Origin of the sequence: Rahnella perminowiae (assembly GCF_019049695.1) — a bacterium.
In the GTDB taxonomy this organism is placed as follows: domain Bacteria; phylum Pseudomonadota; class Gammaproteobacteria; order Enterobacterales; family Enterobacteriaceae; genus Rahnella; species Rahnella perminowiae.
This window is the reverse complement of the sequence record NZ_JAFMOT010000162.1, coordinates 11,609-32,000: the sequence shown is the minus strand read 5'-3', so window position 1 is coordinate 32,000 and position 20,392 is coordinate 11,609. Positions and strand designations below refer to the sequence as shown.

Below are 20,392 nucleotides of genomic sequence, written 5' to 3'. Positions count from 1 at the left end.
TGCTGAGCGTATCCAATAAAAAAAAGCGCGTCTGCGCTTTTTTTGTATCCACACTCTGACCGTTTCGGTTATTTACCGCTCAGGTAGGCCATCACGATGTCATGGTGATTAGTGGTTTTGAAATCGTCGAACACTTTCTCGACTTTGCCATTGCCATCGAGCAGGAAGCTGATGCGATGAATGCCATCGTAGGTTTTACCCATAAAGGATTTTTCACCCCAGACGCCAAACTGTTCACAGACCTGATGATCTTCATCGGACAGTAAAGTGAAGTTCAGCAGTTCTTTCTCAGCAAAACGCGACAGCTTTTCCGGCTTATCGGTGCTGATCCCCAGCACTTCAACGCCGGCACTTTTTAACTGATCCATGTTATCGCGCAGTCCGCAGGCTTGTACGGTACAACCCGGGGTCATGGCTTTAGGATAGAAATAGACCAGGACTTTCTGTCCCTGGAAGTCGGCCAGATTAATTTGTTCACCGTCTTGGTCGGGCAAACTAAATTGCGGCGCAGGGTCACCGGCTTTCAGTGGGCTCATTGTCTTTCTCCATATCTCTTAGCGATTACTGCAGTTTATCTTCATTCTCAGAATAACTAACGACATTAATACTGCCTTGCGCTTTCAGTTCTGTACATAGCTGATGAAACGCCTGCTCAATAATTGCCGCATCAGTGTTGGCTGCGCTGTGCGCCGTAATTTGAATCGATAACTGCGCCGGTGTGTTGGCATCTGCCGGGCGGGTTTTGGAGGCAAGTTCGGCGATATTCATCTGATGCGTATCGAACAAATCGGTAAAACGCTCGATCAGATGCGCTGAGTCTTTCACTTCCACTTTCACCCAAACCGTAGCAGGCATGGGCGGACGTTCATGTGCGCTGGTTCGCTTCATCACGATTAATAATTCCAGCTCTGCGCCTTTTTGCGGCAGGGTGGATTCAATCAGCGTAATCGCATTCCAGCTACCGGAAAGCAACATGATAAACGTAAACTCATCACCGAGCATCGCAAGACGGCTGTCTTCAATATTACAGCCGCAGCTGCTGACCTGGCGGGTTATGGTGTTGACGATGCCCGGGCGATCAGCACCTAACGCGGTGATCACGAGATAATGTTGTTGTGGCTGCGGCAAAATAGGTCTTCCTGTCGTGCTTGGGAGTATTCCCAAGGTAAACATAAAAAAAACCGCCGGACAAGCGGTTACCGCTCGTTGATTGCTTGCTTTTGCAGGGGTGTCAAAAGTACCATGAGTGACCTGTTTGTGGAGGGGAAGGTCAATGTTTACGGGAAGTATTGTTGCACTGGTTACGCCGATGGACACCAAAGGTGCTGTCGATCGCGCGAGTCTGAAAAAACTGATTGATTATCATGTGTCCAGTGGTACTGCGGCGATCGTTTCCGTTGGCACGACCGGCGAGTCGGCCACGTTGAGCCATGAAGAGCACGGTGACGTGGTCTTACAGACGCTGGAACTGGCTGATGGACGCATCCCTGTTATCGCAGGTACCGGCGCAAACGCGACCGCTGAAGCGATTTCTCTTACGCAACGTTTTGAAAAAAGTGGCGTTGTTGGCTGCCTGACAGTCACGCCTTATTACAACCGTCCGACGCAGGAAGGTCTGTATCAGCACTTCAAGGCCATCGCTGAAAATACCTCTCTGCCGCAAATTCTCTACAACGTGCCGTCACGTACCGGCTGCGATATGTTGCCGCAGACCATCGCGCGTTTAGCAAAATTGAAGAATATTGTTGCTGTTAAAGAAGCAACAGGGAACTTAAGTCGCGTTAGTCAGATCCAAGTGCTGGTTGATGATGAAGATTTCATTCTGCTGAGCGGCGATGACGCCAGCGGTCTGGACTTTATGCAACTTGGTGGTAAGGGCGTTATTTCCGTCACGGCTAACGTAGCTGCCCGTGAAATGGCCCAACTTTGTGAGCTGGCTGCGCTTGGCAACTTTGCCGAAGCGCGTCGCCTGAATCAGCGCCTGATGCCTTTGCATCAGAATTTGTTTGTAGAAGCAAACCCAATCCCGGTGAAATGGGCCTGTAAGGCACTGGGCTTGATGGCAACCGATACGATGCGTCTGCCTATGACGCCGTTAACAGATGCTGCCCGTCCGGTCGTGGAAGAAGCATTAAAAAGCGCCGGTTTGCTGTAACTCTTAGGAAGATTTGATGGCCTCTTTATTTGACAAGAACAGTTTCCAGATGACCCGATTGCAGAAAACGGCCGTGGCGAAAGTGGTCGGGGTTTCCCTGATCATGCTGCTCGCTGCCTGTTCAAGTGATCAACGTTACAAACGCCAGGTGAGTGGCGATGAAGCCTACCTGGATGCGTCAGGTTTGCATGAGCTGAAAGCGCCGGTCGGGATGATTCTGCCTGTGCAGAACGGAACATACGAGGTTCAGGCAGGCTCAATGCAGGGCGCGGTGGGCAAACAGCTCGACATCCGTCCTCCTTCCCAGCCACTGGCGCTGCTGAATGGTTCTCAGACGCAGTTCTCTGGTGACAGCAGTACCGTATTGTTGGAAAACACCGCGCAGAACCGTGACCTGTGGAATAACGTCGTGAAAGCCGTTGAGCAAAATAACTTCAAAATTGCCAACCGTGATGACGCTAACCAGACGCTCACCACTGATTTCATTGACTGGAATCGTGCGGATGAAGACTTCCAGTATCAGGGACGTTATCAGGTTAGCGTGAAACAGCAGAGCTACCAGTTAGCGCTGACGGTGAAAACGCTTGAGCTGAAACAACAGGATAAAGCTGTGACGTCTTCCGCTGAAATCCAGCGTTATAACAGCCAGATGATGAACTCCATCACGGCGAGTCTGGATAAAGTGCAGCAGGATACGCAGGCGCGTCTCGACAACCGTCGTGTTGGTGAGATTGACGTTCAGAGCGGCGCAGATGATACCGGCCTGCCGGTGCTGATTGTCCGTGAGAACTACGGTGTTGTGTGGGATCGCCTGCCAAATGCCCTGGCAAAAGCTGGCATGAAAGTGACCGACAGCAGCCGTCCGCAAGGCACATTGTCTGTGACCTACAAACCGCTGAATGACGATGCATGGCAGACACTGGGTGCGAAAGATCCGGGCCTGACTTCCGGTGATTACAAACTTCAGGTTGGCGATCTCGACAACCGCAGCAGCTTGCAGTTCCTTGATCCGAAAGGACATGCTCTCAGCCAGTCGCAGAACGATGCGATGGTGGCGGTCATGCAGGCCGCGTTTAGCCAGAGCAGCGCAAAATAATACCAAGGGGCTCCGGCCCCTTTTTACATCTGTTTTTTCCACTGGAGTAAGTAAAGATGCAAAAGTTAGCTGAGTTGTATCGCGGCAAGGCGAAAACCGTCTACACCACCGAAAACCCGGACCTTCTGGTACTGGAGTTCCGTAACGATACGTCAGCACTGGATGGTCAGCGTATTGAGCAGTTCGACCGTAAAGGTATGGTTAACAATAAATTTAACCATTTCATCATGGCTAAGCTGGAAGAAGCCGGTATTCCAACCCAAATGGAACGCCTGCTGTCTGACACCGAAGTGCTGGTGAAAAAACTGGATATGGTCCCGGTTGAATGCGTTATCCGTAACCGTGCTGCAGGTTCGCTGGTAAAACGTCTGGGCATTGAAGAAGGTCTGGAACTGAATCCGCCGTTGTTCGATTTGTTCCTCAAAAATGACGCCATGCATGACCCGATGGTCAACGAATCGTATTGCAAGACGTTTGGCTGGGTGAATGAAGAAAACCTCGCACGCATGAAAGAGCTGAGCTACAAAGCCAACGACGTGCTGAGCAAACTGTTTGATGACGCCGGTCTGATCCTGGTCGACTTCAAACTGGAATTCGGTCTGTTCAACGGTGAAGTGGTGCTCGGTGATGAGTTTTCTCCTGATGGCAGCCGCCTGTGGGATAAAGAAACCCTGAACAAAATGGACAAAGACCGTTACCGCCAGAGTCTGGGTGGCCTGATCGAAGCTTACGAAGAAGTCGCTCACCGTATCGGTGTGAAACTGGACTAAGCTGCGCATTATTTTTTTAGCCAGGCTGCGCAATCGTTTACGCAGTCTGCGCTGGCGCTAAACGGGGGGCGGATACCGCTTCCCGTTCTTTTATTTGCGTTTTATTTTTGTCTTCCTGCCCTGCTTTCTTTCATTTAATTCTGACTTCCCTAAAATTACGTCCCTTCGCGGATGGTATTAACCGCGTGTGCTGGCTAGTCTTACAAAAACAGTCTGGAGGTGATTATGCGTTGGCAAGGGCGTCGCGAAAGCGACAATGTAGAAGACAGACGCGGACAGGGAGCTAACAGCGGCGGTTTAGGTGGCGGAGGAATGCGCCTGCCGATCCGTGGCAAAAGCGGTATCGTGATCATCATCGTGGTGCTGGTCGCCGGGTATTACGGTATCGACCTGACGCCGCTGATTGATGGTGGTCAGTCCGGCGGCATGCAGCAACAAACACAATCACAATCCATCAGCCCGAAAGATGACGAGCAGGCAAAATTCACCTCGGTGATCCTTGCCTCGACAGAAGACACCTGGAAAGACATTTTCCAGAAGCAGGGCATGACTTATCGTGAGCCCAAACTGGTGATGTATCGCGGCGCGACCCGCACCGGGTGTGGTACCGGCCAGTCGGTAATGGGCCCGTTCTATTGCCCGGCGGACAGCACGGTCTATATCGACCTGTCTTTTTATCAGGAATTACAGGACAAGCTCGGGGCGGGGGGTGATTTTGCACAGGGCTACGTTGTGGCGCATGAAGTCGGCCATCACGTGCAGAATCTGCTGGGCACTGAACGCAAGGTTCGCCAGTTGCAACAGGGCGCATCGCAGGCTGTGGTAAACCAGCTATCGGTAAAAATGGAATTACAGGCTGACTGTTATGCCGGTGTCTGGGGACATGCGATGCAGCAGCAAAACGTTCTCGAAGAGGGTGACCTGCAAGAAGCGCTGGATGCCGCACAGGCCATCGGCGATGACCGGCTGCAACAGCAAAGTCAGGGGCGCGTGGTGCCGGACAGCTTTACCCACGGGACTTCCCGGCAGCGTTATACCTGGTTCAAACGCGGGTTTGATACCGGTAATCCTGACCAGTGTAATACCTTTGCCAGCCGCTGATTATGTGGCAGGAAGCGCTGGTTTGCTGCTAAAAACTGTTTAATAATCAGTGACTGATCCGGAGAGGTCTGCGGATCTCTCTTTCATTTTCATGTTGACCCGCTGGGAACGCCATGGCTTTTCTCGATCCAACGCTATTGATCTTACTTGTCTTCGCCGGTCTGGGCATTATCAGCCATAACAGCGCCGTCACCATCGCCATGTTTTTCCTCCTCACGGTGCGCATCACGCCGCTGAACAGCTTTTTTCCGTGGATAGAAAAATACGGTCTGACTCTCGGTATTATTATTCTCACCATTGGGGTAATGGCACCGATTGCCAGCGGAAAAATCAGCGCCAGTACCGTTGTACATTCTTTCCTCCACTGGAAATCCATCGTTGCCATTCTGGTTGGTGTGCTGGTGTCGTGGCTGGGCGGGCGTGGCCTGACGCTGATGGGCACGCAGCCGCATCTGGTGGCTGGCCTGTTAGTGGGCACCGTGCTGGGGGTGGCGTTATTTAAAGGCGTGCCGGTCGGGCCGCTGATTGCTGCCGGTCTGTTATCGATGATTATCGGGAAAACCTGAGATGTCTGCCACTTTGCTACAGCAACAGATGCAGCGGCTGGGCGTCCGGCGTTTGCTGGTGTTCAGTGGCGCAACGCAGTGGTGTGAGCAACAGGCGATTCTGTTTTCTGCACAAAGTGTGGGTGACTGGCTCTGGCTGAGCGATTCACCGCCTGACGGCGTCACTTCCTGTCCGCCTTCAGCGGCACATACGTTGCTCGGGCAGGATATTTTTCACGGTGTGTTTGATGCGCGTTATGGTCTGAATGTCGAGGCACTGGCGGCGTTTTCAGGCACATTAAAAGCCGGAAGCTGGCTGATTCTGCTGATACCGGAATGGCATTCCTGGCCTGACACGCCGGACGCGGACAGCCTGCGCTGGAGCGAGCAACCCCGGCCAATCCCCACTCCGCGTTTTATACGTCGTTTCCGGTCTTTCCTTGAGCAAGACTCTGGCATTACGATTTGCCGGCAGGGTCAGCCTTTAACTATTGCTCCTCTGCCTGCCGCACCCGACTGGCTGCCACCCGACGGCCAGCCAACCTCTGAGCAGTCCCAGATTTTAAAACAACTGATGCAGGCTCAGTCCGGCGTGTGGGTGCTGACCGCGCCGCGCGGGCGGGGGAAATCGACACTGGCGGGAATGCTGGTCAAACACTGGCCGGGTACCTGCCGGGTAACCGCACCGGCTAAAGCCTCTGCCAGCCAGATCCTTAATCAGCAAACAGACTCTGCCCGCTTTATCGCACCTGATGCATTGCTTGCCTTATGTCGCGAAGGCGCGGTAACCGGCGTTGACTGGCTGATCATCGATGAAGCTGCCGCCATTCCGGCCCCGATGCTGTCGGAAATTATCGCGGCTTTTCCGCGCGTGTTGCTCACCACCACGGTTCAGGGATATGAAGGCACCGGACGCGGATTCTTACTCAAATTCTGTGCGTCTTTGCCGCAGTGGCATGACCTGCGTCTGAACGCACCCATCCGCTGGTCATCATCCGACACGCTTGAGCCGTTTATCAGCGATTTATTACTGTTTGACGAGCATCTGCCGGTGGCCGGTGAGGCGCGCGGTACATCAGAAATTTTTCCGATTCATGCTGACGACTGGCCGAATGAACCGGTGCTGTTAGAGGATTTCTACGGCCTGCTGACCAGCGCACATTACCGCACGTCGCCGCTGGATCTGCGGCGTCTGCTGGATGCGCCGGGCATGACGTTCAGCGCCTCACGGCACAACAATACGTTGACCGGTGCGTTATGGCTGGTGGATGAGGGCGGCCTTAGCGCATCGCTGGCGCAGGAAGTCTGGGCCGGAAGACGGCGTCCGCGCGGGAATCTGGTGGCGCAGTCGCTTGCCGCGCACGCGGGGTTCCCGGAGGCTGCCGTCATGCGTTCACGGCGCATCAGCCGGATTGCCGTGCACCCGTTATTCCGTCGTCAGGGGATTGCCCGTCATTTATTGTTGACGCAGAAACGGCAGGCTCAGCAGGCGGGGCTGGATTTTCTGTCGGTCAGTTTTGGTTACACCACGGAGCTGGCTGCTCTGTGGCAGCAGACCGGATTCCGGCTGGTACGCATGAGTATGCACAAAGAAGCCAGCAGCGGGTGTTATGCTGCGATGGCGATATTACCGCTGAGTGCGGCGGGGAAGGCACTGGCGGACAACGCCGTGCATCAGCTTCAGCGGGACTGGCGCTGGCTGGCACCTCAGGTGGATTTAACTCTGCCGCTCAATATCGCTGCAGATACACAACCCGATGACGCCGACTGGCGCGAGCTGAGCGGATTTGCCTTCGCCCATCGTCCGCTGGAAAGCAGTTTACCTGCGCTCAGCCGTGTTTTGCTGCACAGTCATTTGCCGCTGACGGCGTTGCGTGCGTATTTGCAGCAAGGGAAAAGCGTGGCGGACATCGTACAACACTTGCGGCTTTCCGGGCGCAAAGCGCTGGTTTCGCGCTGGCGTGAGGAAACGCAGCAGATACTGAAAGAGGCGGGTATGGGCGGATAAGCCCCCGCTTTCATTGCAATAAATGGAAAGACTCGTTCAATAAAACCCGATTTCACTGACCGGCAGGCGGCGTATAGTGAACCCATTATTCGACAACGGGAGAGAGCAATGAGCTCAGAACAGATCATCGTCCGGCAGCCGGAGGAAAGGGCTAATCAGCTGATTTTATTGTTTCATGGCGTAGGCGATAATCCAATTTCAATGGGGGAAATCGGTAAATTTTTCGCTGTTTCATTTCCGCAGGCGCAGGTGATCAGCGTCGGCAGTCCGGATATCTGTGATTTTGGCCGGGGCTTCCAGTGGTTCTCAGTTCAGGGTGTGACTGAGCAAAACCGTCAGCCGCGTGTCGATGCCGCAATGCCAGTTTTTGTGCAGATTGTGCGTGACTGGCAGCAAAAAACCGGTGTCCCGCCGGAACACACCACATTAGTCGGTTTCTCGCAGGGCACCATCATGGCGCTGGAATCAACGAAAGTAGAAGAGCATCTGGCGTCGCGTATTATCGCGTTCAGCGGACGTTTCTCAACGCTTCCGGAAAAACCGATTGCCGCCGGTACGGTCGTGCATTTCATTCATGGGGAGCAGGATCCGGTGATTAATCCGTTCCAGTCGAAAAGTGCGGCAGAACGTCTGAAATCATTAGGTTGTGAATGTACGCTCAATCTTCAGCCGGGCATGGGCCACGGGCTGGATTCGCATATGATTAATACGGCGATAGCGCATTTGAAAAACTACGAGCCGAAATCACATCAGCATTAATTTTTCGCGACTTTAATAAAAAATGCCCCCGGCTGTATCACAACCGGGGGCGTTTTTTTATGGCTGACTGAGGGTGATTATGTGGGGAGGTGATCAATTCTGGACTGCAATCCCAATCAACTGATCGCGTTTAAACACCTTTTAATCGCCGATAAACAGAGTGTCAAACACCCCCGGCGTGTTTCTTTTCCCAGGCAGACAAAAGAAAATCGAGTTTCTTTTATGCCATCCCTTTCTTTTCTAATAACTCATTGAGACAAAACACCTTTAAATCAAATCCATAAACTAAATTGCAAAAGCAAAATCAAGCGCGGTATTTGCTTTTCTCAAAGGAGAACGCGGATAGGCGACCGTTAACGTCATTGTTCCTATATGCAGTGCGCACAATTCTACTCAGAGCGCGGGCCACCTTGCTAAGCGCTGCCACTTCTCTGGCGTGTAGGGTCCGTCAGGTCTTGTTCTTCACCAGTGACAGATGCCCCCTTTTTAACATCTCCATGCAATCGCAGAATTTGTGCCCTCTCACTTTCTGGAAGCATTGCAAACGCAGAGATTGATTCAATGCCTCTGAGCGCGTTAATGATGCCTGTAATTCCATGCTGAACTATTGCGAGGGCGAGCTGATGCCGCTGGTCCTTAGTCATGACGCTGAGAACGCTAGCAAGCTGATCGTCGCAAAATATGGCCGTTCTCTGTCCTCAGTTCGGCATTAGCGACCGCCTTGGCTGGGAGCTTATCAGCCAGTCCGGTGGCCAGTCTGGAAGACAGCAGCAGAATTTATTTTAGTAAAAATATTCACCGTAAAGGGGCCGGATTATTCCGGCCTTTTTTTATTTAAATCAATACTCCCTCCGTTACTGAATTTTCAGGCTGTACAAAAATTGACGCTAATTTGACTTAGGGGTAGTTTAATTCCACTGCGAAAGCAGCAGGTTAGCCAGCATGTTTCGCGCTGGCTCTCTCTTTAAAATGGAGTTTAAAACTATGGCTATTCCAGCTTATCTATGGCTCAAAGACGACGGCGGCGCGGACATTCGCGGCTCTGTCGACGTTGCGGGCCGTGAAGGCAGTATCGAGATCCACGGCCTGCATCATGGCGTCAGTATTCAAACCGACAACGCCACGGGAAAGGCTACAGCGACCCGCGAACACGCCCCTTATCTTTTCAGCAAAGAGATCGACGCTTCCAGCCCCTATCTGTACAAGGCCATAACCACAGGCCAGAAACTGAAATCCGCTGAGGTTAAATTTTATCGCATTAATGACGCGGGTCAGGAAGTGGAATACTTCAGCGCCATGATGGAGAATGTAATGGTCGTAACGGTTGGGCCGATGATGTATGACGTCAAATCCCAGTACGGCGAAGCCAGAAATCATCTTGAAATGATTGAGCTTGTTTACGAAAAAATCCCCTGGCGTTATGTGGATGGAAATATTATCCACTCAGACAGCTGGAACGAACGCGCGACGGCATAAGGGATTATTACCTATGGCATGGAAATATGAGCAAAGCACAGGCAGGTTGTACTATGGCAGCGAGCTGGTCGAGACCGGCTACTCCGGTAGCCTGACTAATAAAAATAACCCTGACCGCCAGCAGGTTAAAGGGATGGGGCCGCTCCCCCGTGGTACTTATCGCATCGCGGGCCATTCTCGTTCAAAAGGCCCCGCTACCATTATTCTGGAGCAAACTTCGGGGGATTCCTTTGGCCGTTCTGCCTTCCGTATTCATGGCGAACGCAAGGACAAGCCTGCGGGATTCGCCTCTGAAGGTTGCATCATAATGTCCCCAGCGACACGCTGGCGGATAATCAGCGTAGGCGGGACGCTGGAGGTCGTAAGATGAGGCGGTTAATCCTGCTGCTTTTGTTGTCAGGTATGGCGGCCAGTTCAATGGCTGCCACCATCAACTGGCCCGACGCTTTGAAGGGAATTGCAGCCGGAGAACAGTACTGGCTTGATAAGGCCCCCGAACTCGCCAAAGTTGCGAACGTGCAGCAATCGCAAGCGCTCGAGGACGCTTTATCGTCTGCGCTGTCGAGTAACACCGAAGGCGCGCTGAAGGCTCTGGTCGTGCTGGATTCCCGGGACTGGCCTCATTTCGTTGGGACAGACCTCGTTTGCATGGGACCCATTAACAAACAATCGGCTGAGATAGAGACCTTTTATCAGCGAACCCGTCTGGCCCTGCTGGGGACGGACAAAGGAGCGACCTGTCTGTGGATCCTTGAAGCGACATACGAAGAATGGAAAGCAGACAACGCCCGCAAGGTTAAGTAATATTATCCCCTGAAGTACAAAGCCCGGTCGGCTGACCGGGCTTTCCTCACGTTCCACCCCCATTGATTTCCCGTGTTAATTCTCCTTAGTCGCTGAACCCCCTCAGCCACTTTCGCACGTCTTCAGCTCGCACAATACCCCTACTTGTTAACGTGGCTTTCGCCACCCGATATCCGCAACGGCCTGACCGATTCCCTGGCGAACGGTAGCACCTACCGGGAGTTCGTTAATAACCTGCAGCCGGTACTGGAGGCGAAAGGCTGGATAGGGAAAGGTCTGGTGGCTGACCCGGAGACCGGAGAACTCCAAGGTAAGCAGCTGACGCCGCGCCGGTTACAGACCATTTTTGACACGAATATTCAATCCAGTTACAACGCCGGACGCTATCAACAGCAGATGGCCAACGTGGTCGACCGGCCTTATCTGGAACGCGTGGCCGTGATGGACACCCACACCCGCCCGAAGCATGCTGCGCTAAACGGCTTCACGGCCCGGGCAGACGACCCGGTCTGGGAATACTTGTACACCCCTGACGGGTACGGCTGCCGCATTCGCGCCCGCTCCCAGTCCGACGTGGACAAGTACGACCTCAACGTGCAGAGCAGCGACCCGCTATTTCGCCAGCGTAATTGACTAAGCACACACAAACGCGCTGTAATCCCCGCTAGCCAGTTAAACCACAAGATGATAATGGTTAATAACGATCAATTTATTGGTATTGATCGGTGATGCCGATCAGTTGTTTTTGAGAGGTTTATCAGGTGCGGGGTTTAATGACGTTACAATCAATTCTGGACAGTCCAAAAAAGGCATTTTATAGGTCGTTAGACAGTCCAGAAATGAGCGCAAAACAGTCCAGAAAATTTCGCCGCGCTACAATTATTTGCGGTTCTTACGCATGAAATCATCCATGAAGTTCGTCAGCTTTTCGGCTGCCGGCAGCGACAGGGCGTTGTAGATAGAGGCACGGATACCGCCAATCGCGCGGTGACCCGCCAGGCCGGAAAAGCCAGCTTCATGGCTCTCTGCCAGGAATTTTTTCTCCAGGTCCGCATCAGGCAATTTAAAGGCCACGTTCATAGATGAACGGTCTGCTTTGCTGCTCCAGCCATTGTAGAAGCCGTTGCTGTTGTCGAGCATCGCGTACAACAGTTCCGCTTTATGGCGGTTGGTCTGTTCCATATTTTCCAGACCGCCAACATCGTTGAGCAACCAGCGGGTGACCAGCAGTACAACGTAAATCGCAAACACCGGCGGCGTATTGAGGTTGGAATGGGATTCAACCTGACGACGGTAGTTCAGGAATGACGGCAATTCATCTGAAGATGCTTTCACGACGGTATCGTGCACCAGTACGATGGTGACGCCTGCCGGGCCGATGTTTTTCTGTGCGTGGGCGTAGATCACGGAGAATTTGTTCGCATCGCACGGTTTGGACAGAAAATCAGAAGACATATCGCAGACACGGGGCACATCGTCGCGGCCGAGAACGCGCTGGAACTGTAATCCTTCCACCGTTTCGTTAGAGACATAATGCAGATACGGCGCATCAGGCGAGAATGCCAGCTCTTCGTCCGCAGGCAGACGGTTAAATCCGCAGGACTCACCGCTCCACAGGACTTTTACCGGCCCTTCGCGACGCGCTTCGGTGACGACTTTACTGCTCCAGTAACCGGTATCCAGATATTCGGCGGCGTGCTTCTGGCCGCGTAACAGGGTCATCGGCACCATCGAAAACTGCTGCGTTGCACCGCCCTGCAGGAACAGGATATGGAAGTCTTTCGATAACCCGAGCAGGGCCCGGATGTTGTTTTCTGTTTCCTGCACAATGGCGGCAAACCAGTCTGAACGGTGGCTGATACCCAGTATCGACAGCCCCACCTCCGGCACTTCTTTTATTGCAGCTTCAACCTGAGTGAGCACGGTTTCCGGCAATGCACCAGGTCCACCGGAGAAATTCAGAGCGTTACGTGAAATCATATTTATTCTTGTCCTTTAAACGCATCAGCAGAGATGTTGGTGTGCGCCAGGGCACGGGATAGCAGCAACTCGCGGCATGCTGTTTTAACTTTATTCATGTGGATTTGTTTGTGCGGGAACATCACTTCCAGATCCATCGCATGTACCACCATGGCCGGATCGATTTCAAACACCAGCAACCTGCCGTCCGGCGTTTCACTGCAATCAATGCCCAGATAATCAAGTTGCGTGGCGTCATAAATCGCTTGCAGCGCCTGTTGATGGCGCGTCGCAAATGCCCGGAAGTTGTTCAGAAATGCCGCTTCTTCTTCGCGTTTTTGAATGTCTTCGTACATGAAAGCGTTCACGTAATGCACCATCCAGTGGGATGAAATCGCCATATGACAGGCATAAGGCACGCCGTCGATCAACGAAATTCGGTACTTACGGAACTGGCCGTCTTTATTGCTGTAATCAATAAACTGCGACAGGAAATAATCTTCAACCTGCACGCGGGTCAGATAGTCCGCGAGTGTTTTCTGACAGGTAATTTTTTCCAGACCGTGGCCGCCGTGCGAACCGGCAGGACGCAGGATCACCGGATAGTGGCTTTCAGGCAACGCATCGTGCAGCGTGGTTTCTCCGGCGGCGACGGCCGATAAAGTGGCAAATGTCACCGCATGCGCCTGTGCAATGGCTAAACCGGCTTTGTTTTGCAACAACCGGCTGGCAGTGTGGCGCTCAGAATTCGGGATATGTTGTGGCGCATTGATAACAGGCACCGGCCAATGTTGCGTGACATTCTCAAGTTGCTGCAACAGGAACAAATTTTCAGTGGTGGCGCTGATGCCGACCATCATTAAATCGTGCTCAGGGATCGGGGCTTCAAACGGGGCTTCTTGCGTAATGTAGTAATAAATCAGCTCGATATCGCTGTTTTCCAGCAGGCAATCCAGCGGTACGTTCGCAGAAAGCGTACCGGGCACCATCAGTATCAGTAAGCGTAATGTTGCCGGTTGTCGCGCGGCACGAAGGGTATAGACCTGCTGCATCGCCAGTGCCTGATTCTGAATAGTCAGACCCAGTTCAGTGCGTTGCAGACACAGCATGACGGTAGAAAGATTCATCCACAATACGGCGTCATCAGGGGATTGCTGCGCACGGGTGATCAGCACCTGCGCAATGTCAGACCATTCTTCGCCTGCGATGCTCATGCGTAAAAACGGAGCCAGACCCAGAAATTGCGAGGCGTCGAAGCGTTCAGGCACTGCGTGGTCCGCCCGGGAAATAGGTAATGTTTGCAAAGGACTTGCTCTCTCCATGCATCAGTTTCATGTCGCATGATAATGGCAGGAGAGAAAGTCAATCGGCGGAGAATCGCTAGATTATCCGCCGACTAATATTGATTAACGATGAGAGGCTGACGGGGCGTTACTTTTTCTTTGGCCAGTCGTCATCTTTATCCCACTCGGCATTATTGTCGCGATGCGGCGGGATTTCAGGTTTGTCTTTCAGGAACTTTTTCACATCAACGCGGTTCAGCTCTTTGATACCGCTGATGAACATGCCGACCAGAATGATCAGAACGATCCACCAGTAATCTTTAATCCACTCCATGGTGTACTCCTTAAAGGGGTGAGGGGGCGATAAATCGCGGGAAAAGGGTGTCTATTTGCCCGGCTAACCAGTCTGCGGCAGCCACGTCTTTTCCGGTCCAGGCGCTGAGTAAGACCTGCGGCGTGAGCTGTTTTTCACATTCCGCCGCCAGCGGCTGGTAGCTCAGATGCCAGGGTTCGACAGCCACGCCGCCGCGGTCTTCGGCATACGGGCGGTAAAAACCAAACTCTGCCATATGCGCTGACATCCATTGGTTCAGCGGATAAAAATACCCGTCTTGCTCATATTCCCACGGCTCCAGTTGCAGCGTTTTACCTGCCGGAAGCAATGAAGGATCATACACATCCAGATCACTGCCCCAGTGGTGACGGCTGGCGCCCGGCAGTGCAGACCAGCGTAAAATCAGCTCACAACGTTCTGCGGTCGTCAGTGCACGGATATCTACCGGCTGGCTGTTCTTATCTAATACTGGTCGTTCGCCGCGAAATTTGCCATTCCAGATGGTCAGTTGCCGATCGAAATCACGAAAGGTACTGGCCGGTTGTAAGTCAAAACCAGCCTCACGGGCTGCCTGATGCATTTTTTCAAATGCGTGTGCCGCCTCTTTCTGCAACCGGTGTGGCCCTTCACCCAGCGTCACCAGATGTGCAACGGAGCGCCCGGTCAGCATCTCGTGATCGATCATGCGACTAACTGTTCCATGATGCGCTGATACATGCGGCTGAGCACCTGCAGATCGGCGGCATGGACGCATTCATTGATCTTGTGGATAGTGGCGTTGACCGGCCCGAGTTCGACCACCTGCGCCCCCATCAGTGCGATAAAACGCCCGTCTGAAGTACCGCCGGTAGTTTGCAGTTCCGGCGTGATTTCGCTGTAATGACGCACCGCATTGACCACCGCATCCACCAGCGCACCGCGTGATGTCAGGAAGGGCTGGCCGGAAACCACCCAGTTCAGGGTGTATTGCAGGTTATGCCGGTCCAGCAGTTCTGCCACGCGCTGTTTGATAATGTCATCGGTCAGCTCGGTGCTGAACCGGAAGTTGAACTGCACATACAGTTCGCCCGGAATGACGTTGTTGCTGCCGGTGCCCGCGTTGATATTGGCGATTTGCATGCTGGTCGGCGGGAAGAATTCGTTGCCGTTATCCCACACGGTAGCGACCAGTTCGTTCAGTGCCGGCATGGCGCGGTGCACCGGATTATCTGCCAGATGCGGATACGCGACGTGTCCCTGAACGCCATGGACATGCAGATTGGCAGTCATGGAGCCACGGCGGCCATTTTTCACGATATCGCCGACGCGCGTGGTACTGGAAGGCTCACCTACCAGACAGTAATCAAGGCGTTCATTGCGCGCCATTAACGCATTCACTACTTTCACGGTGCCGTTAACGGCGCTGGCCTCTTCATCAGAAGTAATGAGAAAAGCCAGACGCCCCTGATGGCGGGGATTGGCGGCGACAAAACGCTCCGCTGCCACCACCATTGCCGCCAGGGAACCTTTCATATCTGCTGCACCGCGACCATACAACATGCCGTCGCGCAGCGTGGGCTCAAACGGGCCGGTGACCCAGAGTTTGTGATCGCCGGTCGGGACGACATCGGTATGTCCGGCAAATGCCAGCGTTTTACCTTCTCCCCGCGTTGCCCAGAAGTTCAGGGTATCGCCGAAATGCATCGGTTCAATGTGAAAACCAATGGCCCTGAGGCGGGCAATCATAATCTCCTGACAACCGGCATCATCCGGGCTGAGGGAAGGGCGGCGGATTAACTGTTGGGCTAAATCGAGAACCGGACAACTCATGTTACTTCACCTGTGCGAGGAATTGCTGATAGATTTCTGGTTTGAATCCCAGCAGGGACTGACCCTCTGCGGCCAGTAAAAATGGGCGTTTGATTACCGCAGGTTGTTCCAGCATCACGGCTTTGGCGCTGGCTTCGTTATTGCAGGCGGCGCGTGTCGTTTCATCGAGCTTACGCCAGGTTGTCCCGCGGGTATTAAGCATGGCTTCCCAGCCCTGTTTATCCAGCAGGTTTTGCAACAACGCACCATCCAGTCCTTCGACACGGTAATCATGAAACTGATAGTTAACCCCGTTTTCTTCCAGCCAGCGTCGGGCTTTTTTGACGGTATCGCAATTTTTTATGCCGTAGAGAATAAAAGAGGTTGGAGCAGAAGTCGTTGCCATAGAAAAACGTAACCTGTCAGTAAAATAAGAACTTTTCACCCGCATAAAAACGGGCGTAAGGATAGAACACATAATGAGGCAAAACGTCGGCAGGATCCAGACGGGGCGGGATTGTGATCGCGCTTAAAAAATAATGATGGAGTTTTTGCATGGTTAAAAAATAGACGTATAATGCGTTCGTCCAATCAAGGGGAGTAAAATGTTAGAACAAGAGTTAGGTCACTGGAAAGACTTTATCGACCGTATGTTGAAAGCGTAATTGCCCCACATCGTTACCGTTAAAGCAAAGAAAAGATTTATTCTCAGTGCAGCACGTCATTATAAAAAACGTTTGTTCAGGAAGATCATTACGTCCGATTTATCGACGATTCTCACAGCCAGTAAATCATTAATAAAAAAGGCGTTAATCTCTATTAACGCCTTTTTTGTTGTCCGTTATCCAGCACCGTTATTTATGTTCTGCGGGCACAGTCTCAACGATATCAGCAATCACCGGATGCACGATTTTCCCGGGAAACCGGCGGCGGATCAGGACGAAGAACAACGGCACGAAGAAAATGGCCAGAATCGTTGCGGAAATCATCCCGCCGATCACGCCAGTACCGACCGCGTGCTGGCTGCCTGAACCGGCACCCATGCTGGTTGCCATTGGCAAAACACCGAAAACAAACGCCAGCGAGGTCATCAGAATCGGACGCAGACGCATTCTTGCGGCTTCCAGGGTGGCCTCCAGTAATGCCTTCCCGCGGACATTCAGATCATTGGCAAATTCGACAATCAGAATCGCGTTCTTCGCCGACAAACCAATGATAGTCAGCATCCCGACCTGGAAATAGACATCGTTTTCCAGCCCGCGCAGCCAGGTGGCAATGACCGCCCCCAGTACCCCGAGCGGCACCACCAGCATGACGGAGAACGGAATTGACCAGCTCTCATACAACGCGGCCAGACACAAGAATACCACCAGCAGGGAAATCGCATACAGCGCCGGTGCCTGTGAGCCTGACAGCCTTTCCTGATACGACAGTCCGGTCCATTCAAGGCCAATCCCGACCGGCAATTTTGCTACCAGTTTTTCCATATCATCCATGGCGGTACCACTGCTGATACCCGCTGCCGGTTCGCCCACAATTTCCAGCGCGGAATAGCCATTATAACGTTCCAGACGTGGCGAACCGGTCAGCCATTTTGACGTCGCAAAAGCGGAGAAGGGCACCATGGTTCCGGCCGAGTTTCGCACATACCAGCGATCGATATCATCCGGCAACATGCGGTATTTTGCTGCGGCCTGCACATAGACTTTCTTCACGCGGCCACGATCAACGAAGTCATTGACGTACGTTGAGCCCCACGCGGTGCTCAGCGTGCTGTTGATATCCGTAATTGCCACACCCAGAGCCTGCGCTTTCACCTGATCGATATCGATCTGCAACTGCGGACTGTCATCCAGACCGTTGTGACGCACACGGGTCAGATTGCTGTCTTTAGCGGTCATCGCCAGTAACTGATCACGTGCCGCCATCAGCGCGTCGTGGCCCAGCCCGGCGTGATCTTGTAATTCCATATCAAAGCCGGTCGCGCTGCCGAGACCATTGATGGCAGGTGGGCTGCTGGCGATAACACGGGCTTCAGTGATCTTGTTAAACGCTTTGGTTGCCCGTTCAATCAGGGCAAAGGAAGAGTCATCTGTGCCGGTACGTTCATCCCATGGCGTCAGGCGCACAAACATACGTGCGACGTTCTGCCCGTTACCACCCGGCCCTGCACCTATGGTCGAGAACACCGACAGTACGTCTTTCTTATCTTCAGTCAGAAAATACTTTTCGACCTTTTCCACGACTGTTTGGGTTTGCTGCAACGTCGAACCCGGCGGCAACTGAATCTGCACGGTGAATACCCCGCGGTCTTCCAGTGGCAGAAACGACGTGGGTAATTTGATAAACATGACCGCCAGCACCGCGACCAGTGCGGCATAACCGAGCATGTAACGCAGGCTGTTACGCAGCACCCGTGCCACGCCGTTCTCATAGCGACGGGCGTTGCGGTCAAACATCCGGTTAAACCAGCCGAAGAAGCCGCGTTTGCCGTGGTGATGCCCCTGCGTGACGGGTTTAAGAATGGTCGAACACAGCGCCGGTGTCAGTGTCAGGGCGACAAAGACTGACAGTACCATCGCCGAGACAATCGTGATGGAGAATTGGCGATAAATCGCGCCGGTGGTTCCGCCGAAGAACGCCATCGGCACGAATACCGCTGACAGCACCATCGTAATCCCGACCAGCGCACTCTGAATTTGCCCCATCGATTTTCGCGTCGCCTCTCGGGGACTGAGGCCTTCCTCGCTCATTACGCGCTCGACGTTTTCCACCACCACGATGGCGTCATCCACCAGCAGGCCGATGGCGAGCACCATCGCGAACATCGTCAGGGTATTTATGCTGTAGCCGAACTGATGCAATACGGCGAAAGTCCCCAGTAAGACCACCGGCACGGCAATCGTCGGGATCAATGTAGCGCGGAAGTTTTGCAGGAATAAATACATCACCAAAAACACCAGCACGATAGCTTCAAACAGCGTTTTCACGACGTCCGTGATTGCCGCTTTAACAAATGGCGTTGTTTCGTAGGCAATTTCGGCTTTCAGACCGTGTGGAAAATAGTGAGAGAGTTCGTCGAGACGTGCACGAACGGCTTTGTCCGTTTGCAGTTCGTTGGCACCGGACGCCAGTTTCACGCCCATACCGGACGCAGCCTGCCCGTTATACCGGCTCAGCAGGGCATAGTTTTCCGCACCAAGACCGACAGTTGAGACGTCGCCAAGTTTAACCTGTGAGCCGTCCTGGTTTACTTTGAGCGTGATCTGACGGAACTGCTCCGGCGTCTGTAACTGCGCCTGGGCATTAATGGTGGCATTCAGCGCCTGAAAATCCACCGAAGGCGCGCCGCCGAGCTGGCCCACGGCGACCTGACTGTTTTGCGCTTTGATGGCGGTGACCACATCGGCAGTGGTCAGCTGGTAATTATTGAGTTTATCCGGATCCAGCCAGATACGCATCGCGTACTGTGAGCCGTAAGCATCGATGCTGCCGACGCCGGGCACGCGGCTCAGCGGATCCTGAATATTGGAAGCCACATAATCGGCAATATCCTGTTTATCCATACTGCCGTCTGTGGACACAAACGCCACCATCATCAGGTTGGTATCACCGGTTTTTGATACCGTCACCCCTTGCGTCTGAACATCCTGTGGCAGACGTTTAAGCGCCTGTTGCAGTTGATTTTGTACCTGTTGCAGCGCTTCATTCGGATCGGTTCCGGCAGTAAAACTCAGGGTAATCTGCGATTTACCGTCGTTACTACTCTGTGAAGACATGTACATCAGATTATCGAGGCCGGTCATGTTTTGTTCAATAATCTGAGTAACAGTGTTTTCTAATGTTTGTGCTGATGCACCGGGATAGGTTGCAGAAATCCTGACGTTTGGCGGAGCCAGATCGGGATACTGCTCAACCGGCAGAAAATAGATAGCGAGTGCGCCGGATAAAGAAATGATGATCGCTAAAACCCAGGCAAAGATTGGGCGATCGATAAAAAAGTTAGCCATGCTTCAGAAACCTCGTTGTCACTCTGGCGTGAGTGACTAACATCAGCAAACAAACACAATGTCAGTAATCTGACAAAAAAATCCCCTGAGCGTCATCTTCTCAGAGGCGGTACCGTCCCGGCGGGACTGAGCAAGTGTTAGAGTGTAGTGCTACATCAGTGCACTTTACCTTCTCATCACGTATAAAACGTGGAGAAATAAAGGAGATAATGTAAAAAAAACCTCCCCGCACACAGGGTTATCTCGCAGACAGATTCGCTAAAAGCGGCTACGCTTTGACTACCCGCTTTTTTTAGCCCCCATT

General features: G+C 53.0%; 20 protein-coding genes. 11 read left to right on the top strand and 9 right to left on the bottom strand.

The features are described 5' to 3' along the window. Positions 1 to 68: 68 nt before the first annotated feature. Positions 69 to 536 carry a thioredoxin-dependent thiol peroxidase gene (gene bcp / locus J1781_RS06330; protein ID WP_217233344.1) on the bottom strand — a complete coding sequence of 156 codons (468 nt, stop codon included), beginning with the start codon at positions 534 to 536 and terminating at the stop codon, positions 69 to 71. A gap of 25 nt (positions 537 to 561) precedes the next feature. Further along, positions 562 to 1,128, bottom strand: a complete 567-nt coding sequence (locus J1781_RS06325; protein WP_129992281.1) for a glycine cleavage system transcriptional repressor — start codon at positions 1,126 to 1,128, stop codon at positions 562 to 564. A 145-nt stretch (positions 1,129 to 1,273) separates the two neighbouring features. On the opposite strand from J1781_RS06325, the gene dapA reads away from it, so the two are divergent. The 11 genes from dapA (at position 1,274) to J1781_RS06270 (ending at position 11,347) form a co-directional block, all read left to right on the top strand. Then, the gene (gene dapA / locus J1781_RS06320) at positions 1,274 to 2,155 is read left to right on the top strand and encodes a 4-hydroxy-tetrahydrodipicolinate synthase (RefSeq protein WP_013576553.1); all 882 of its coding nucleotides are present in this window, start codon (positions 1,274 to 1,276) and stop codon (positions 2,153 to 2,155) included. Positions 2,156 to 2,171: 16 nt separating this feature from the next. Further along, on the top strand, positions 2,172 to 3,251 hold the full coding sequence (gene bamC, locus J1781_RS06315; protein WP_217220973.1) for an outer membrane protein assembly factor BamC: 1,080 nt from the start codon (positions 2,172 to 2,174) through the stop codon (positions 3,249 to 3,251). A gap of 56 nt (positions 3,252 to 3,307) precedes the next feature. Further along, positions 3,308 to 4,021, top strand: coding sequence for a phosphoribosylaminoimidazolesuccinocarboxamide synthase (gene purC, locus J1781_RS06310; RefSeq protein ID WP_015698209.1), 714 nt, complete (start codon positions 3,308 to 3,310; stop codon positions 4,019 to 4,021). A 225-nt stretch (positions 4,022 to 4,246) separates the two neighbouring features. After that, complete coding sequence (gene ypfJ, locus J1781_RS06305; protein ID WP_129955590.1) at positions 4,247 to 5,122, top strand: KPN_02809 family neutral zinc metallopeptidase; 876 nt, start codon at positions 4,247 to 4,249, stop codon at positions 5,120 to 5,122. Between the two features lie 113 nt (positions 5,123 to 5,235). Beyond that, positions 5,236 to 5,688: a DUF441 domain-containing protein gene (locus tag J1781_RS06300; protein ID WP_129955589.1), complete on the top strand. Its 453-nt coding sequence runs from the start codon at positions 5,236 to 5,238 to the stop codon at positions 5,686 to 5,688. 1 nt (position 5,689) lies between these two features. Beyond that, positions 5,690 to 7,675 (top strand): tRNA(Met) cytidine acetyltransferase TmcA, encoded by a 1,986-nt coding sequence (locus J1781_RS06295; protein ID WP_217233343.1) that lies wholly within the window; start codon positions 5,690 to 5,692, stop codon positions 7,673 to 7,675. Positions 7,676 to 7,783: 108 nt separating this feature from the next. Beyond that, positions 7,784 to 8,434: an esterase gene (gene ypfH / locus J1781_RS06290; RefSeq protein ID WP_129955587.1), complete on the top strand. Its 651-nt coding sequence runs from the start codon at positions 7,784 to 7,786 to the stop codon at positions 8,432 to 8,434. A 984-nt stretch (positions 8,435 to 9,418) separates the two neighbouring features. Continuing rightward, positions 9,419 to 9,910, top strand: coding sequence for a type VI secretion system tube protein TssD (tssD, locus tag J1781_RS06285; RefSeq protein ID WP_217233342.1), 492 nt, complete (start codon positions 9,419 to 9,421; stop codon positions 9,908 to 9,910). A 13-nt stretch (positions 9,911 to 9,923) separates the two neighbouring features. Further along, on the top strand, positions 9,924 to 10,280 hold the full coding sequence (locus tag J1781_RS06280) for a tlde1 domain-containing protein (protein ID WP_217156237.1): 357 nt from the start codon (positions 9,924 to 9,926) through the stop codon (positions 10,278 to 10,280). Beyond that, entirely contained in the window at positions 10,277 to 10,714 is a 438-nt protein-coding gene (locus J1781_RS06275) for a hypothetical protein (RefSeq protein ID WP_217156239.1), read from the top strand. Before J1781_RS06280 ends, J1781_RS06275 begins: the two co-directional genes overlap by 4 nt. 144 nt (positions 10,715 to 10,858) lie before the next feature. Continuing rightward, complete coding sequence (locus J1781_RS06270) at positions 10,859 to 11,347, top strand: phage head morphogenesis protein (RefSeq protein WP_217156679.1); 489 nt, start codon at positions 10,859 to 10,861, stop codon at positions 11,345 to 11,347. A gap of 246 nt (positions 11,348 to 11,593) precedes the next feature. Here J1781_RS06270 and J1781_RS06265 read toward each other — a convergent pair whose 3' ends face one another. From J1781_RS06265 to acrD, 7 genes are all read right to left on the bottom strand, one after another. Further along, positions 11,594 to 12,694, bottom strand: coding sequence for a phosphoserine transaminase (locus J1781_RS06265; RefSeq protein WP_129955586.1), 1,101 nt, complete (start codon positions 12,692 to 12,694; stop codon positions 11,594 to 11,596). A gap of 2 nt (positions 12,695 to 12,696) precedes the next feature. Beyond that, a complete protein-coding gene (locus tag J1781_RS06260) occupies positions 12,697 to 13,995 on the bottom strand; it encodes an ATP-grasp domain-containing protein (protein ID WP_238483478.1) in 1,299 nt (432 codons plus the stop codon). A gap of 109 nt (positions 13,996 to 14,104) precedes the next feature. Next, positions 14,105 to 14,290, bottom strand: coding sequence for a YpfN family protein (locus tag J1781_RS06255; protein ID WP_013576544.1), 186 nt, complete (start codon positions 14,288 to 14,290; stop codon positions 14,105 to 14,107). 10 nt (positions 14,291 to 14,300) lie between these two features. Next, positions 14,301 to 14,960 (bottom strand): M15 family metallopeptidase, encoded by a 660-nt coding sequence (locus J1781_RS06250; protein WP_205951638.1) that lies wholly within the window; start codon positions 14,958 to 14,960, stop codon positions 14,301 to 14,303. A gap of 11 nt (positions 14,961 to 14,971) precedes the next feature. Then, the gene (gene dapE, locus J1781_RS06245; RefSeq protein ID WP_217139348.1) at positions 14,972 to 16,099 is read right to left on the bottom strand and encodes a succinyl-diaminopimelate desuccinylase; all 1,128 of its coding nucleotides are present in this window, start codon (positions 16,097 to 16,099) and stop codon (positions 14,972 to 14,974) included. Position 16,100: 1 nt separating this feature from the next. Further along, the gene (locus J1781_RS06240) at positions 16,101 to 16,484 is read right to left on the bottom strand and encodes an ArsC family reductase (protein WP_217233341.1); all 384 of its coding nucleotides are present in this window, start codon (positions 16,482 to 16,484) and stop codon (positions 16,101 to 16,103) included. 448 nt (positions 16,485 to 16,932) lie between these two features. Continuing rightward, positions 16,933 to 20,088 carry a multidrug efflux RND transporter permease AcrD gene (acrD, locus tag J1781_RS06235; RefSeq protein WP_129955582.1) on the bottom strand — a complete coding sequence of 1,052 codons (3,156 nt, stop codon included), beginning with the start codon at positions 20,086 to 20,088 and terminating at the stop codon, positions 16,933 to 16,935. Positions 20,089 to 20,392: the final 304 nt, after the last annotated feature.

Coding starts and splice junctions, on each gene's coding strand:
- bcp (WP_217233344.1), bottom strand. CDS start 536: ATGAGCCCACTGAAAGCCGGTGACCCTGCGCCGCAATTTAGTTTGCCC.
- dapA (WP_013576553.1), top strand. CDS start 1,274: ATGTTTACGGGAAGTATTGTTGCACTGGTTACGCCGATGGACACCAAA.
- bamC (WP_217220973.1), top strand. CDS start 2,172: ATGGCCTCTTTATTTGACAAGAACAGTTTCCAGATGACCCGATTGCAG.
- purC (WP_015698209.1), top strand. CDS start 3,308: ATGCAAAAGTTAGCTGAGTTGTATCGCGGCAAGGCGAAAACCGTCTAC.
- ypfJ (WP_129955590.1), top strand. CDS start 4,247: ATGCGTTGGCAAGGGCGTCGCGAAAGCGACAATGTAGAAGACAGACGC.
- J1781_RS06300 (WP_129955589.1), top strand. CDS start 5,236: ATGGCTTTTCTCGATCCAACGCTATTGATCTTACTTGTCTTCGCCGGT.
- J1781_RS06295 (WP_217233343.1), top strand. CDS start 5,690: ATGTCTGCCACTTTGCTACAGCAACAGATGCAGCGGCTGGGCGTCCGG.
- ypfH (WP_129955587.1), top strand. CDS start 7,784: ATGAGCTCAGAACAGATCATCGTCCGGCAGCCGGAGGAAAGGGCTAAT.
- tssD (WP_217233342.1), top strand. CDS start 9,419: ATGGCTATTCCAGCTTATCTATGGCTCAAAGACGACGGCGGCGCGGAC.
- J1781_RS06280 (WP_217156237.1), top strand. CDS start 9,924: ATGGCATGGAAATATGAGCAAAGCACAGGCAGGTTGTACTATGGCAGC.
- J1781_RS06275 (WP_217156239.1), top strand. CDS start 10,277: ATGAGGCGGTTAATCCTGCTGCTTTTGTTGTCAGGTATGGCGGCCAGT.
- J1781_RS06265 (WP_129955586.1), bottom strand. CDS start 12,694: ATGATTTCACGTAACGCTCTGAATTTCTCCGGTGGACCTGGTGCATTG.
- J1781_RS06260 (WP_238483478.1), bottom strand. CDS start 13,995: ATGGAGAGAGCAAGTCCTTTGCAAACATTACCTATTTCCCGGGCGGAC.
- J1781_RS06255 (WP_013576544.1), bottom strand. CDS start 14,290: ATGGAGTGGATTAAAGATTACTGGTGGATCGTTCTGATCATTCTGGTC.
- J1781_RS06250 (WP_205951638.1), bottom strand. CDS start 14,960: ATGCTGACCGGGCGCTCCGTTGCACATCTGGTGACGCTGGGTGAAGGG.
- dapE (WP_217139348.1), bottom strand. CDS start 16,099: ATGAGTTGTCCGGTTCTCGATTTAGCCCAACAGTTAATCCGCCGCCCT.
- J1781_RS06240 (WP_217233341.1), bottom strand. CDS start 16,484: ATGGCAACGACTTCTGCTCCAACCTCTTTTATTCTCTACGGCATAAAA.
- acrD (WP_129955582.1), bottom strand. CDS start 20,088: ATGGCTAACTTTTTTATCGATCGCCCAATCTTTGCCTGGGTTTTAGCG.